The 14,176-nt window shown below is 61.9% G+C and carries 15 protein-coding genes; 8 read left to right on the top strand and 7 right to left on the bottom strand.

Annotation, left to right across the window (positions count from 1 at the left end; all coding sequences use genetic code 11):
• Positions 1-75: 75 nt before the first annotated feature.
• On the bottom strand, positions 76-1,401 hold the full coding sequence (locus AC1D1Z_RS02705; RefSeq protein ID WP_018242444.1) for an ABC transporter substrate-binding protein: 1,326 nt from the start codon (positions 1,399-1,401) through the stop codon (positions 76-78).
• 139 nt (positions 1,402-1,540) lie between these two features.
• The gene (locus AC1D1Z_RS02700; RefSeq protein WP_165403093.1) at positions 1,541-1,876 is read right to left on the bottom strand and encodes a hypothetical protein; all 336 of its coding nucleotides are present in this window, start codon (positions 1,874-1,876) and stop codon (positions 1,541-1,543) included.
• An 84-nt stretch (positions 1,877-1,960) separates the two neighbouring features.
• Between AC1D1Z_RS02700 and AC1D1Z_RS02695 the strand changes: the two genes are divergently transcribed.
• The 5 genes from AC1D1Z_RS02695 to AC1D1Z_RS02675 all read left to right on the top strand — a co-directional run bounded on the left by AC1D1Z_RS02695 (position 1,961) and on the right by AC1D1Z_RS02675 (position 8,414).
• Complete coding sequence (locus AC1D1Z_RS02695) at positions 1,961-3,406, top strand: MFS transporter (protein WP_018447251.1); 1,446 nt, start codon at positions 1,961-1,963, stop codon at positions 3,404-3,406.
• Between the two features lie 277 nt (positions 3,407-3,683).
• Positions 3,684-4,748: a histidine kinase dimerization/phosphoacceptor domain -containing protein gene (locus AC1D1Z_RS02690; protein ID WP_018447253.1), complete on the top strand. Its 1,065-nt coding sequence runs from the start codon at positions 3,684-3,686 to the stop codon at positions 4,746-4,748.
• 109 nt (positions 4,749-4,857) lie between these two features.
• Positions 4,858-5,409, top strand: a complete 552-nt coding sequence (locus AC1D1Z_RS02685) for a DUF924 family protein (RefSeq protein WP_130652587.1) — start codon at positions 4,858-4,860, stop codon at positions 5,407-5,409.
• 91 nt (positions 5,410-5,500) lie between these two features.
• The gene (locus tag AC1D1Z_RS02680; RefSeq protein ID WP_130652586.1) at positions 5,501-8,035 is read left to right on the top strand and encodes a mechanosensitive ion channel family protein; all 2,535 of its coding nucleotides are present in this window, start codon (positions 5,501-5,503) and stop codon (positions 8,033-8,035) included.
• A gap of 112 nt (positions 8,036-8,147) precedes the next feature.
• Positions 8,148-8,414: a hypothetical protein gene (locus tag AC1D1Z_RS02675; protein ID WP_047620995.1), complete on the top strand. Its 267-nt coding sequence runs from the start codon at positions 8,148-8,150 to the stop codon at positions 8,412-8,414.
• Positions 8,415-8,435: 21 nt separating this feature from the next.
• On the opposite strand, the gene arsK is transcribed toward AC1D1Z_RS02675, so the two are convergent.
• The 4 genes from arsK to AC1D1Z_RS02655 form a co-directional block, all read right to left on the bottom strand.
• On the bottom strand, positions 8,436-9,668 hold the full coding sequence (gene arsK / locus AC1D1Z_RS02670) for an arsenite efflux MFS transporter ArsK (RefSeq protein ID WP_130652585.1): 1,233 nt from the start codon (positions 9,666-9,668) through the stop codon (positions 8,436-8,438).
• Between the two features lie 72 nt (positions 9,669-9,740).
• A complete protein-coding gene (arsC, locus tag AC1D1Z_RS02665; RefSeq protein ID WP_130652584.1) occupies positions 9,741-10,163 on the bottom strand; it encodes an arsenate reductase (glutaredoxin) in 423 nt (140 codons plus the stop codon).
• Complete coding sequence (locus tag AC1D1Z_RS02660; protein ID WP_018242434.1) at positions 10,160-10,855, bottom strand: aquaporin; 696 nt, start codon at positions 10,853-10,855, stop codon at positions 10,160-10,162. Before AC1D1Z_RS02660 ends, arsC begins: the two co-directional genes overlap by 4 nt.
• 52 nt (positions 10,856-10,907) lie before the next feature.
• Positions 10,908-11,264: an ArsR/SmtB family transcription factor gene (locus AC1D1Z_RS02655; protein WP_018242433.1), complete on the bottom strand. Its 357-nt coding sequence runs from the start codon at positions 11,262-11,264 to the stop codon at positions 10,908-10,910.
• A 43-nt stretch (positions 11,265-11,307) separates the two neighbouring features.
• On the opposite strand from AC1D1Z_RS02655, the gene AC1D1Z_RS02650 reads away from it, so the two are divergent.
• From AC1D1Z_RS02650 to AC1D1Z_RS02640, 3 genes are all read left to right on the top strand, one after another.
• Positions 11,308-11,832 carry a DUF6428 family protein gene (locus AC1D1Z_RS02650; RefSeq protein ID WP_130652583.1) on the top strand — a complete coding sequence of 175 codons (525 nt, stop codon included), beginning with the start codon at positions 11,308-11,310 and terminating at the stop codon, positions 11,830-11,832.
• 119 nt (positions 11,833-11,951) lie between these two features.
• Positions 11,952-12,455, top strand: a complete 504-nt coding sequence (locus AC1D1Z_RS02645; protein WP_130652582.1) for a DinB family protein — start codon at positions 11,952-11,954, stop codon at positions 12,453-12,455.
• 18 nt (positions 12,456-12,473) lie between these two features.
• Positions 12,474-13,088: a TetR/AcrR family transcriptional regulator gene (locus AC1D1Z_RS02640; protein ID WP_130652581.1), complete on the top strand. Its 615-nt coding sequence runs from the start codon at positions 12,474-12,476 to the stop codon at positions 13,086-13,088.
• Here AC1D1Z_RS02640 and AC1D1Z_RS02635 read toward each other — a convergent pair.
• The gene (locus tag AC1D1Z_RS02635) at positions 13,074-14,057 is read right to left on the bottom strand and encodes a squalene cyclase (RefSeq protein ID WP_130652580.1); all 984 of its coding nucleotides are present in this window, start codon (positions 14,055-14,057) and stop codon (positions 13,074-13,076) included. The two genes, AC1D1Z_RS02640 and AC1D1Z_RS02635, sit on opposite strands and share 15 nt — an antisense overlap.
• Between the last annotated feature and the right edge of the window lie 119 nt (positions 14,058-14,176).

The following is a 14,176-nucleotide window of genomic DNA, read 5'->3' as shown; positions in this document are numbered from 1 at the left end:
ATTTGGCGGCCCGGCTCGTCTGCCGATCCGGGCCGCCATCCTGCCGAGGATGGCGCGCATCAGGGATGCCACGCGCTAGATCTTGCCGTCGTCCTTGAAGACGTCGCTCCAGTCCTTCACCAGACCGTCGAGCGCTTCCTTGGCGGTGCCATTGCCGGCGACCACGTAGTTATGGACGCGCTTCTGCATGGCCTGCAGCAGCGAGGCGTAGCTCGGCTCGGCCCAGAAGTCCTTGACGATCGCCATCGAGTCGAGGAAGGCCTGGGCATAGGGCTGGCTCTTGGCAAAGCCCGGCGCATTGACGACGGAGTTCAGGCAGGAAAAACCGCCGAGTTCCCACCATTTGGCCTGCACATCGGGTTGTGCGAACCACTTGATGTATTGCAGGGCGGCATCGCGCTTGTCGGAGTAGGAGACCACCGAGATGCCCTGGCCGCCGAGCTGGGCGAAGTGCGCCTTTTCAGCCGGATTGGGGAAGAAGCCGATCCTGTCGCCACCGACCTTCTCGTCCTTGTAGAGGCCAGGCCAAGTGAAGGCGAAGTTCATCTGCATGGCGACCTGGCCGGATTTGAAGGCATCGGCGGATTCGACCATATAGACGTTGGAGCTGCCGGGCGGTGTGCAGCAATCATAAAGGGACTTGTAGAATTCGAGGCCCTTGACCGCGTCGGCCGAGTTGACGAAGCCTTCCATGTCATAGGGCTTTTTCGGGTTTTCGTACTGGAAGCCCCAGTCGTAGAGGACGTTGGTCACGCCCATGGTGATGCCTTCGGAGCCGCGCTCGGTATAGATCGAGGCGCCGTAGACGGTCTTGCCGTCGATCTCACGCTTCTGGAAGAACTCGGCGATTTGCTTCAGCTCATCGTAGGTCTTCGGCGCTGCGAGATCCCGGCCGTATTTCGCCTTGAATTCCTTCTGCAGTTCCGGCTTTTCGAACCAGTCCTTGCGATAGGTCCAGCCGACGACGTCGCCCATGGCGGGCAGCGCCCAGTAGTTCGGCGTGTTCTTCGGCCATTCCGAGTAGCCGACGACGGTCGCCGGCACGAAGTCATCCATCTTGATGCCTTCCTTGTCGAAGAAGTCGTTGAGCTTGACATAGTGGCCGTTCTCGGCTGAGCCGCCGATCCACTGGCTGTCGCCGATGATGAGGTCGCAGAGCTTGCCATGGGAATTCAGCTCGTTGAGGAAGCGATCGGCATAACTCGTCCAGGGAACGAATTCGAACTTCATCTGCGTGCCGGTCTTGGCGGTGAAATCCTTCGACAGCTCGACGAGCGCATTGGCGGGGTCCCATGCGGCCCAGCACAGCGTCAGTTCATCGGCTTTGGCGAGATTGGGCAATGCCGACGACATGACGAATGCCGTGGCCAGCCCCAAAAGGGCTTTCGATGTTTTCTGCATAAGTTCCTCCCAGAACCAAAAGCCGGCTCCCCGCCGGCGTCGCATGTTCACCCACTTCAGAGAATGCTCACATGAACTCCTCAATCATCATGTTTAGCAATATGTTTAGTGATATCTATTTTTATAAACATTGCAAGCCTCAATCGTTGCTGCAATGCGACAAGCGTGGCGCCACATGGGCGGATATTTTTGGGAGCCGATCTTTTCGGCCGATCTCGAAAAATTCTTTGGCGAGCGTACCGATGCAGCGACATCTGGCCTCGCTGCGACATGGATCGCACGGTATGGACTGCGCGCCGTTCCTGTTTTCCCCGGAGCGGATCAAGCTTAGCCTCGCTTCGGCGGGGCCTTTTTCTTGAATCTTTTCTTTAGCAGCCCGTAATCCGGATGCATCGGGAATATTCCTGCGCAGTGCGAGATTTAGCCTTTCCGCCCGGCTGCAACGGGCGTATTCAGCCAGTGCGCGGCTTTCCATGTCCGCGCTCCCCGCGCGGCAGATCTCCGATCGGCTTCTTCCCGTTTCCCTGCCGCGTCTTCCGGAATTTCTATTGGCAGATCCATGACCACGGCAGAGACGAGCGAGAATGGGCAAGAGGCGGCGAGCGGCCGCCAGGCGAAGATCGTGGCGCTGGTCGTTGCCGTTTCCTTCTTCATGCAGATCCTCGACGGTACGATCGTTACCACCTCGTTGCCGCAGATGGCGGCAAGCTTCGGCGTGCAGCCGGTATCGATGAGCATCGGCATCACCGTCTACATGCTGACGATGGCCGCCTTCATTCCGCTGTCGGGCTGGCTCGGCGACCGGTTCGGTGCGCGCCGCATCTTCCTGATGTCGATTGCCGTCTTTACCGGCGCCTCGCTGTTTTGCGGGCTGTCCGGCAGCCTTGCGGAATTCGTGCTGTGGCGCGCCGTGCAGGGGGCGGGCAGCGCGCTGATGACGCCGGTCGGGCGTATCATCGTGCTGAAAAACGCCCGCAAATCGGAACTGGTCCAGGCGATCGCACTGATCACCTGGCCGGCACTGACGGCGCCGGTGATCGGCCCAGTGCTCGGCGGCTTCATCACCACCTATGCCAGCTGGCACTGGAACTTCCTCATCAACATCCCGATCGGCATTCTCGGCATCGCCCTGGTGCTGCGTTTCGTGCCGGAGCAGCGCGAGACCAATCCCGGCCGGCTGGATCTCATGGGCTTCGTCCTTAGTGCTGCGGGCCTGACCTTCCTGCTCGCCGCCCTCGAACTCTCGGTCAAATGGGAGGGCGGGCTTTTGCCCGTCATATCAATGCTGGCGGCGGGCATCGTACTGTCGGTCATGGCGACGCGGCATTTCCTCGCCGTCGACAACCCGCTGCTCGACCTTTCGGCTTTCCGCATCCAGACCTTCTCGATGTCGACGCTGTCGGCGGGCACGGCCTGCCGGATGGCGATCAACGCGACGCCGTTCCTGCTGCCTCTGCTGTTCCAGCTCGGCTTCGGCCTGAGCTCGATTGCTGCCGGCACCTATCTGCTCGTTTATTTCCTCGGCAATTTCAGCATGAAGGCGGTGACGACGCCGCTGCTGCGCTTCTTCGGCTTTCGCACCGTGCTTGGGGTCAACGGGCTGATAGCGGCGCTTTCGATCGCCGCCTGCGGTTTCCTTTCGCCGGAGACGCCGCCGTTTTTCATCCATACGCTGCTCTTTCTCGCCGGCCTGTCGCGGTCGATGGAATTCACCGCGCTGAACACGTTGGCCTTCGCCGATATCGGCCCGGCGCAGCGAAGCTCGGCCTCTACGCTGTCGAGCATGCTGCAGCAGGTATCGATGCTGCTCGGCGTGGCGGTGGCGGCGGCCGTGCTCAACATCGGCTCGGCTCTCAGGGGCGCCGACAATCCCGTTCTTGCCGATTTCCGCTGGGCTTTCGTCGCGGTCGGCGCGATCGGCGTCGTCTCGTCGCTGCGCTTCCTGCAATTGCCGGCAGAGGCAGGGGCCGAAGTATCCGGCCATCGGAAATTCCAGAAAAATTAGCTTATGGGCGGAACCAATTGGGCCGCTCGGCGTTTGCGCATCTCATTTCAGGTTCTTCGTTTTCCCATCTCCTTCAGCGGCTTCCATGGGGATCCCCCAGGCCAGGGTCATGTTCTGAAAATGCCGGATTCCCGACATCCTCCTTCCGCGCCGCCTGCGACAAGAACGAGGGATAACTGCTGTTTACCCCAGGCGGCCAATGCAATACGACATTGCCATGCGGACGACTCGGACGCTTGCGGGCGGTCGTCGCTGCGAGAGAACGCCGGGAGACTGAATGAGCAATTCTAGCGGCGATGCGGATGCCCTGATCCACATCCTCTATATCGACGACGACGAGGGGCTTGCCCTACTGATGCAGAAAAACCTGCGTCGGTGTGGCTTTTCGGTCGAGTGGGCCGAGAGCGGCGCTGCCGGCCTTGCGAGACTCGGCGAAGGCGGTATCGACGCCGTCGTGCTCGATCATATCCTGGCCGGCGAGACCGGCCTCGACATTCTGCCCTGCATCACGGCGATGCCGGATCATCCGCCAGTGATCTATGCGACGGGTTCGGACGATACCAGCATCGCGGTCGCGGCGCTGAAGGCCGGCGCCGACGATTACATGCTCAAGGGGATCTCAGCCGATTATTTCGACCTGCTCGCGGCCGCGCTCGAACAGGCGCTGGAGCGGGCGCGTTTTCGCCGCGAGACGGCGCAGGCGCAGGAGGTGATCCGCCAGCAGCGCGACCTTGCCGAAATGCTGCTTGCCGAGGTCAATCACCGCATCGCCAACAGCCTCGGCCTCGTCGGCGCGCTGATCCGCATGCAATCCTCGATGACCAAAGACCAGGTGGCGATCGATGCGCTGCACGAAACGCAGATGCGCATCAACGCCATCGCCAGCGTGCACCGTCGGCTCTACACCAACCGGCAGGTCGGCTCGGTGCAGGTCGACGAATATCTGAACAGCCTGCTCACCGAACTCGAAGCCTCGATGCGCGACGACAAGCGGCCGCATCGGATCGTGCTCACCGCGCAGCCGGTCAACCTGGCGACCGACAAGGTGATCACGCTCGGGCTGATCGTCAGCGAGCTCGTCACCAATGCCTTCAAATATGCCTATCCGGACAGCGTGCCGGGCGAGATCCGCGTCATCGTCGACCAGACGGACGAGGCATTGCGCGTCATCGTCGAGGATGACGGCGCCGGTTTCGATCCGTCGAGCCCGGCCAGGGGGACCGGCCTTGGTACACGCATTCTGACGGCCATGGCCGCCAGCCTGAAATCGGATTTCGCCTATGACCCCGGCCATGACGGAACCAAGGCGACGCTGGTGTTCTCGTTGCATGAGGGGAAGTAGGGTATTCCCCGTTCAGTGCTGAGTTTGTCGCCATGCGGAACGCCGTATGTCCAATCACTACAATAGCTTGCCGACGATACATCAAGAAACATGACGCTGGGGGAGGAACATGGCGACGATCCGCACACCGAAGGAAGTCTATGATTTCTGGTTCGTCAGATGCGGCCGGGAGCTGTGGTTCCGCGCGACGCCTGACCTCGATGCAGAGATCAGCACGGTCTTTCGCGATACTCATCTGGCCCTTTCCGCGGATGTTGGCGCCGAATGGCGGGCGGATGCGGAGAGCCGGCTGGCGGCTGTCATCGTGCTCGACCAATTTCCTCGCAACATCTATCGCGGCACGCCGCTTGCCGTTGCGACCGACGGGCTGGCGCTTCGCGAAGCCAAACTCGCGCTGGCATCCGGCGCCGACCGGGTGGTGGAGACCGCATGCCGTACCTTCTTCTACTTGCCGTTCGAACATGCCGAAGATCTTGGCGAACAGGAACGATCGGTGGCGTTGTTTACCGCCCTCGGCGATGAAGAATATCTCGATTATGCGATCCGCCACCGCGACGTGATCGCTGCCTATGGCCGTTTTCCGCACCGCAATGCCATGCTTGGGCGGGAGTCGACGGCTGGGGAGCGCGACTATCTTTCCAAGCCCGGCGCCGGTTTCTAGGCCTTTCCAGGGAGCTTCCGCCTTTCTGTCGCCTTTCTTTACTATGACAAGCTGGCATTCTACCTCGACGACAACCCTTCCGGAGGCGCTTTTGCGGCTGAGACCTATCCTGCTTCGCACCATTCTTCTGCTGACGCTGGCGGTCGCTGGCGCGCATTTCAAGGGTGCTGCGGCCTTTGCGCAGGAGCCACAGGCACCGGCGGCCGCGCAGGCGCCGCTTGCCGATACGCCGCTCGACCAGGCGACAAAGGAGATCGACAAGGCGAAGGTCCAACTGACGGCTCTTCAGGACGGCGTCAAGCAGAATGCCGACAATGACGATGCCCTGGTCGGGCTTGCGACCAAGGCCGACGAGCTCAGCCGCGCCGTCATCACCATATCGGTCAATCTGAGGCCGCGTTTGGACCAGATCAAGAACCGGCTTGCCGAGATCGGCGATCCGCCGAAGGACGGTCAACCGCCGGAGGCCGAGATCGTCACCCAAGAGCGCAACGCGCTCGCCGCCGAGCGCGCGCAGATCAATGCGGTGACGGGCGACGCCGAAAACCTGTCGATCACGGTGACGAAGCTCGTCAACGAGGTCACCGAAATGCGGCGGCGGCTGTTTGCCGACACGTTGCTCAGGCGCACCGAGATCTCTGTCTCGGTGCTGGATGACGCCGGCGGTGCCTTCGTGCATGAGGCCAGCGAATTCTTGCAGGCCCTGTCAAGTTGGGCCACGTTCGTCTGGAAATTCAAGCGTTTCCCGCTGTTTGCCGCGATTTTCCTGTCACTCGCCTCGGCCCTCATCCTGCTTTCCGGCAGTTACCGGCTGTTCGGTTCGTATCTCCGTCGCGACGAAGCAGTCGAGAACCCGTCCTATATCGGCCGGCTGTCGATCGCCTTCTGGTCGACGCTGATCCGCACCCTGGCGCTCTCGGTTCTACTCGTCACGTCGTTCTTCTTCCTCAATGGTTTCAACGTATTGCGACCCGACATCGCACCCGTCATCGGCGCTCTGTTCGGGGCGATCGGGCTCGTCTATTTCGTCGGCCGCTTCGTCAATGCCATCTTCGCGCCGAATGAACCGCGCTGGCGGCTCGTTCGGCTTTCCAATCTCGGCGCGCGCTCGATCGGTTATTGCTTGCTGGCGATGGCCGTCGTCAACGCGCTCGATTATCTGTTCGGTACGATCGGCGAGGCGATGAGCTCGCCGCTGGTGCTGACCGTGGTCAGGAGCCTGATTGCCGCGCTGATCATCGGCCTGATCCTGATTTCGGTCTCGTTCGGCAAACCGATGCTGGCGAAGAACGGCGATCCAGATGCACCGGGCCGGCATTGGCCCCGCGGCATGGCGATCATCCTGCGTGTCGTCGGCGCCGGTCTCATCCTCACCGCGCTGACTGGCTATGTGGGGCTGGCACGCTTCGTTGCCACGCAGCTCATCATCACCGGCGCGGTCGTCGTCACCATGTATGTCGGTCTGCTCTCCGGCAAGGCGATATCCAGGCAGGAAAGCTTCGGCGATACTTTCTTCGCGCGCTTCCTGACGCGCCGCTTCAAGCTCGGACCGGTGGCGATCGACCAGGCCGGCCTGCTCGTCGGCCTTGCGATCTATGCCGTGGCGCTTATCGTCGGCATCCCTCTGATCCTGCTGCTCTGGGGCTTCCATGTGCAGGACCTGCAGATGCTTGCCTATAGGCTGTTCACCGAGGTCAGGCTCGGTGGCATCAGCATCTCGCTGCTCGGCATCTGCACCGGGATCCTGCTGTTTGCCGGCGTCTACCTGCTGACGCGCTGGCTGCAGCGCTGGCTCGACGGCAATGTGATGGCGCGAAGCCATGTCGATCTCGGCGTGCGCAATTCGGTCAAGACAGGTATCGGCTATCTCGGCGTCGGCATCGCGGCGATCATCGGCGTTTCGGCCGCAGGCATCGACCTCTCAAGCTTCGCGCTCGTCGCCTCGGCACTCTCTGTCGGTATCGGTTTCGGCCTGCAGAACATCGTCTCTAACTTCGTCTCCGGCTTGATCCTGCTCGTCGAGCGGCCGTTCAAGGTCGGTGACCATGTCGTTTCCGGCACGGCCGAAGGCATCGTCAAACGCATCTCGGTGCGCGCCACCGAGATCGAGACGTTCCGCAAACAGTCGATCATCGTGCCGAATTCGGAGCTGATCAACGGCCTGGTCGGCAACTGGACGCACCGCAACAAGATCGGCCGCTCGGAAATTCCGGTTTCCGTTGCCTACAACGCCGATCCGCAGCAGGTGATGGACATCCTGCTGGAACTGACGGCCAAGATACCGCTCGTCATGCGCAATCCGGAGCCGCATGTCGAATTCCTGCGCTTCGGGCCATATTCGCTGGATTTCGAGCTGCGTTTCTTCCTCGCCGACATGGGTGACGGCATGGCAGTGCGCAACAATCTTAGGATCGAGATCCTTAAGCGCTTCAAGGCCGAGGGAATCGAGATCCCGCTGCCACAGACTGATCTTACCATCCATCGGGAGGCTCGTCCCGCGCTCGCCGATGCGGGCAGGGTTCAACCCAACGAGCAGGAAAACTCGGCGGACACGCCCGTGGAGGAGGAAGAGCGGCCGGTGCGGCAATTGCGCAGCAAGACGGCAGACGGCAGTCTGAAAGGCTGAACGGGTCATTCAGCCATCATTCACAGCTATATGTGCATGATCTCCACTATCGGGATCGCTGCCGGGGGCAGCACCGATCGTTCGAGGGGAGGGCGCGCCAGCGCCGCCGCACATGATGGCAAGATTTGCCGCCGTTCTGCTTGTCCCGCTGCTTGCCGCGTCCGCGGTTGAAGCGGCATCCATCACCAACACCGACCCCGCCGCCGTCGTGCTCGTCATCACCGAGAGCGGCCAGCGCGTCGAGGTCGTCGTCGATGCCGGCGCTTCGGAAAGCCTCTGCCCTTCCGGCTGCTTCATGACGACGCCCGACGGCGACCGCATTGGGCTCGACGGCGGCGAGACGATCGACATCGTCAAGGGCTCGGCCGTCGTCAAGTAGCGGCTGCACTGATTAATGCGCTCAGGCTTCTCCGGGGTTGGGAACAGTTTCCGACCGGGCAACCGGGCGCGCCAGCCGCATAATGGCGGAGAATGCGGCGACGGCGATGGTGCTGAGCAATGCTGCGATCGACAGTGACCATGATATGCCGAGATTGCCCATCAGGAAGGCGAGTGCGAACGGCGCCATCGAGGAGACGACGAGACGGGCCGACATGATTTGGCCTTGCCGCCGGCCGTAGCCATCGCTTCCGAAGAGCGCGAGCGGTAAGGTTCCGTAGACGATGCTGTTAAGGCCGGAGCCGAGGCCGAAGACGACGGCGAAGGCCAGCGCGCCGGGCACCGAGGGTGCGGTGGCGATGAGGATGACAAGGGCCGCCGGCAGCAGGATCGCGCAGATGATCGCCAGCAACACTTGCGACAAGCTCTCACCAAAGACCATATTGATGAGGCGGCTCAGCACCTGTGACGGGCCGAAAAGCGTTCCGACTACCACTGCCATGGTGCCGAGGCCGAGTGCAGACATGACAGGCACCATGTGAACCAGAAGTGCCGAGTTCACGAAGCTTTCCAAAGCAAAGCCCGTTACCATCAGGATAAAGGCCGGCCGGCGCACCGACGGCTGAAGGCTCGGCTCGACGCGTTTGGCGGCCTCCTCTCCGGTCCGTCTCCTTGTCTCGCTGACACCACGGGAGAGCCAGGCATGAATGGGAAGGCAGATGGCGAGATGAAGCGCGGCGAAGATCAGATAGACGTTCTGCCATGAGAGATGCGCGTGCAGCGCCGTGGTGATCGGCCAAAAAATGGTCGAGGCGAAGCCGGCGATCAGCGTCAGGTAGGTGATACTGCGCTGGGCGACGCGCGGCCTGATCTGCACGAGCAGGGCAAAGGCGGCGCCATATTGCACCAGGTTTGAGGCGATCTCGATGCCGATCAATGCCGCGACGAAAGCGACCTTTCCCGGCGCGAAGGCGCAGACGACGAGGGCAGCGGCGGCAATCGCCGAGCCCGATGTCATGATCCTGCCTGCGCCGAAGCGATCGATCCATGTGCCCATGAGAGGTGCGGTCAGGCCGCCGATCAGAAGGGCTAGGGAGAGCGCAGCGAAGATCCATTCCGATGACCAGTTGAGATCACGGGCCATGTCAGGGGCGAGGATGCTGAAGCTGTAATAGAGCGATCCATAACCGATGATCTGCGTAAGCCCGAGTGCAACAATGGTCGCTACCGGCGGTCGTTCGGTGCTGATTGTCATAGGGATCTGAGGCTCACGCGGCTTGCGACGAGGTGCTAAAGGCGCTGATGTTTCCGGGATGTTCCATACAGATCAGACAATGCGCTTGCCCCCGGCATCGAGCACCTTCTCGCCATCTTCCTTGATGAAGGCGCCCTTGTGCGTTTCCGGCAGGATTTCGAGGACAAGTTCCGACGGTCGCGACAGGCGCGTACCGAGAGGGGTGACGACGAAAGGCCGGTTGATCAGGATCGGATCTTTCAGCATCGCGTCGAGAAGCTGATCGTCGCTTAGATCGGGATTGTCGAGGCCGAGTTCGGCGTAGGGTGTATCCTTCTGGCGAATGGCATCGCGCACGGTGAGGCCGGCATCGGCAATCATCCCGACCAGTTCCTGCCGTGACGGCGGGTTTTCCAGATATTCGATGATATCAGGTTCTATGCCCGCATTGCGGATCATCGCCAGCGTGTTGCGGGAGGTGCCGCATGCCGGGTTGTGGTAGATGGTGACGTTCATAGCTTTGCCTCTGACGATAGGGTTGATGAAGCGCCTGGCTGCAGCAGCCAGGTGAACAGGAGAAGGGCTGCGACCGCGCCTGTTATTTCGGCGATCCAGAAGCCGGGAAGATCGACCGGGCGGATGCCGGAGAAGGTATCGGTCAGCGAGCGGGCCAAAGCGACGGCCGGATTGGCAAAGGAGGTCGAAGCGGTGAACCAGTATGCGGCGGTGATATAGAGCCCGACCAGCCACGGCACCGCCTTCTGCTCAAACTTGATGCCGGCGAGGATCACCGCCGCCAGGCCGAAGGTCGCCATGCCTTCGGAAAACCATTGCGCGCCGCCGGTGCGCACCTTGCTCGACATTTCTATAAGTGGCAGGGCAAACATCAGATGGGCCGCGACGGTCCCGACGATGCCGCCGAAGATTTGCGCAGCGATATATCCGGCGAGATCGCGTTTTGCCAGCGAGCCCGACATCGCAAAGATCAGCGAGACCGCCGGGTTGAAGTGGGCGCCGGAGATCTGTCCGAGCACAGTGACCAGCACCACCAGGATGGCGCCGGTCGCGAGCGTGTTGCTGAGCAGAACAAGTCCTACGTCCTGCGTCAGCGATGTCGCCATGATACCCGACCCGACAACTGTCGCGACCAGCATGGCGGTGCCGAGACCCTCGGCGACGAGCCGGCGTGGTAGATCGAAGCCCGTCATCAGCCCATCCTCGTCGTGCCGCGGAACGGCGCATCGCCAATGCGGTCTGCGGTCATTGCAATTCCTCTTTCGTCGCAGGTGCACAGCAGGCGGCGACGGCGGCAGCCGGCGCGCAGATCTGAGGGTTTCCGCTGCAGCAATCCTCCATCAGGAAGCGGATCAGGCCGCCCAGCGCCTCGTAATTGGCGGTGTAGATGATCGAGCGGGATTCGCGTTGTTGCGTAATCAGGCCTGAGCGTTCGAGCTCCTTCAGGTGGAAGGAAATATTGGACGGCGAGACCTCCGCCTTCTCCGCGATTGCACCTGCCGCCATGCCATTGGGGCCAGAGACCACAAGCATGCGGACGATATGCAGGCGAGTCTCTTGCGAGAGAGCACCGAATGCGACGAGGGCTTGACGTTGATCCATATTTCAATGATCCTTGAATTATTGAAATGAGGAATTAGCTGATATGAACGCGATCGACAACGGAAAAATTCAAGAGGACGACATCAGCCTTGGCCTGCTGCTCAATACGCTCGACGGCGAAAGGGACGCGCCGCTGGTTTTCTATTACGACGGCCGGCCGGTGAAGCCTGGTTATCATATCACCGAGGTCAAAGCGGGCCAATTCTCGGCCCTCGATTGCGGCGCCAATCCTGAGGCCTGGACGGAGATCTTCATCCAGCTCTGGGACATCGAAGAGGGCGACCGCACACACATGCCGGCCGGCAAGTTCCAGGCGATCATCCGCAAGGTTACCGACCACGTGCAGCTGGATGGTTCGGCGAAGCTGACCTTCGAAGTCAGCGATGGCCTGCGCCCGATGCAACTCTATTGTGCGGCGATGCCGGTTCTCAGCGCTGGAACCGTCCGTATTTCGCTTTCGCCACGGCCGGCAAGCTGCAAGCCGCGCGACCGCTGGCTGGCAGAGGAAAACAGCAAGGCGGCGGCCTGCTGTGGGCCGCGAACGGCAACGCGCGGCTGCTGCGCGTAAGGGACACGTGATTGTGCGGCAGGGCAGCCTGGATCGTATTGACTGACCGCCAGTCAGTCATATAAATGGAGGTTGTCGGTTTGATGCCGGCGCCGCCCGTTTCACACCCGGAGATCGCAATGAGCGCGCAGACCCTGTTGAACTCTCTGTTCCGATACAAAGCCAGCGTTGACGATGAGCTTCTCGATGCCTTGAATGCGCTCGGGGCTGAGGCGCGATCTGACGACTTTCGCTCAGCCCTTCGTGTGCTCAATCACGCCCATCTCGTCGATCGTATTTTCGTCGCCAATCTTCAGCGGCTCAATCATTCCTACGCGGCGAGCTGGAGCAGCGAAGCGCCGCCGGTGGCGCAGCTGTCGTCCGATATCCGGGAAACCGACCGTTGGTATATCGACTATACCTCGCGTATAACGCTTCCGGAAATGGAGGAAGTCATAGACTTCACCTTCACCGATGGTGGGCGCGGGCGCATGTCCCGCGAAGAGATGCTGGCCCATGTGGTGACGCATGCCGGTTATCATCGCGGTGAGGTCGGTCGCCTGCTGCCAGAAATCGAGAGCACCGCCATGCGCGACGTTTTTACCGGCTACCTGCACAGGACCGACCCCACGCGCCGTCAATGAGAGTGGAGCAGCGTGTCGATGCCGGCCGATCCTGTTTCTAAACCGAGAACCAAGCCTCCCGAGGAGCGACGCGACGAGCTGATGACCGCGGCCGAACTGCTGTTTCTGGAAAAGGGTGTAGAGCAGACCACGATCGAGGAGATCACGACGGGGGCGGGGGTCGCCAAGGGCACCTTCTACCTGCACTTCTCCTCGAAGGCTGATGTTCTCCAGGCGCTGCGCGCCCGTTTCGTGCAGGGCGTGCTGGATGGCATCGTCGCGGCGGTCGAAGGACGGAGACAAGAGGATTGGCGCGGGAGACTGGCGGCCTGGTCCATGGCATGCGCCACCGGCTATCTCGACGCGGCCGGGCTGCATCATCTCGCCTTCGTGACAGCACCTCCCGCAACAAGGGAAGGGCTTTCGCGCAACATCCTGATCGACCATTTGAGCGAATTGCTCGCCGCTGGCGCGGGCGAGAATGCCTGGTCGGTCGGCGATCCTGGCTTCACGGCGGTGTTCCTGTTCAATGCCCTGCACGGCGTGGTCAATCAGCCGGGCATCGGCGAGACGCCATTCGATCGCGCCGAATTGCTGCGGGCGATCGAGGCGCATTTCCTGCGCGCGCTGGGTTTGCCGTCAGGCATTGATTGAGGGCTGGGCATTCCACCATCTCAGCACCCGCATAGCCCGGAGCGTCACCCATCGCGACGGCTTGCCTTGCCCGTCGTCGATCTCGAACCACACCCGACCTGCAGGGCTCCCGTCGAGCTGCCAGCTGCCGTCCTGAAGGCGTCTGGAACGCAGGTGCTCGATCGCCTCGCCGAGACGCGGATCGGGATTATTGCCGGTCAGGATCGCGCTGGAGCGGAAATAGTCGAGCGCACGCAGAATGTCGTAGCGCCAGCGGTTCGGGTGCAGGAAGTGCAGGAAGCGCTCGTCGGCCGGCTCGCCGGTGCCGAGGCGGCGGAAGAGGTTGCGGGCCAGTAAAAACTCCTCGCCCGTCCTGCGCGCCTCTTGAGACCGATGCGTGCCGCCAGTCGACCTCTCGTATTCCAGCAAGCCTTCCAGCACGTTGATGGTGCTGGCGAAAGATGAGCGGACAGAGCCATTGATCCGCTCGCAGTTCCAGCCGCCGTCGTCGAGACGCTCGCCGGCCAGCCTGTCGACGATGGGCGAGACGTCAATCCCGAAATAGGCGCCGTCGGCAATGGTGCGGCCGTTGATGCACTCCTCGACTTCGCCTTCCCAGTAGGGCTGGCCGCCTTCTTCCCAACGGGCGCTGGCGCCGATCAATTCGACGGTGCGCCTGGCGCACCCGCAGGCGGGATCAAGACCGAACTCCCTCAATTGCGACAGCGAGAAAGTCGTGGCCGTCCACGGCTGGCCGCGCTCCCTCCACTCGCGAGCGTCGAAACCGGCGGGCAGGAAGGCGCCGCCCGCCCACTGCCCGTCCTCGTCCTGGCAAGAGAGCAGCCTGGCGCCCCAACCCTCGGTCTCGACTTTGGCCCGCTCGGCCATCCATTCCCTATCTGGGGCATCGAGCAGGTCGCGCATCACCTGCCACCGGATCGACGGATCGGAGTCGAGAAGCCATTCGATCACCGGATCGGATTGGATCATGGGGCGAACCTGTCGGCGGATCGGGTCGATGGCTCGTTTATAATCGCTTCGGCTGAGCAGTGCCACCCGGACAGGCCCACGGGAAATCGTCTAAATCCGACGTGGTCGCGTCAGGCGCT

It is taken from the genome of Rhizobium sp. P1_E1, assembly GCF_056406015.1.
This window is presented reverse-complemented; position numbering and strand designations above follow the sequence as displayed.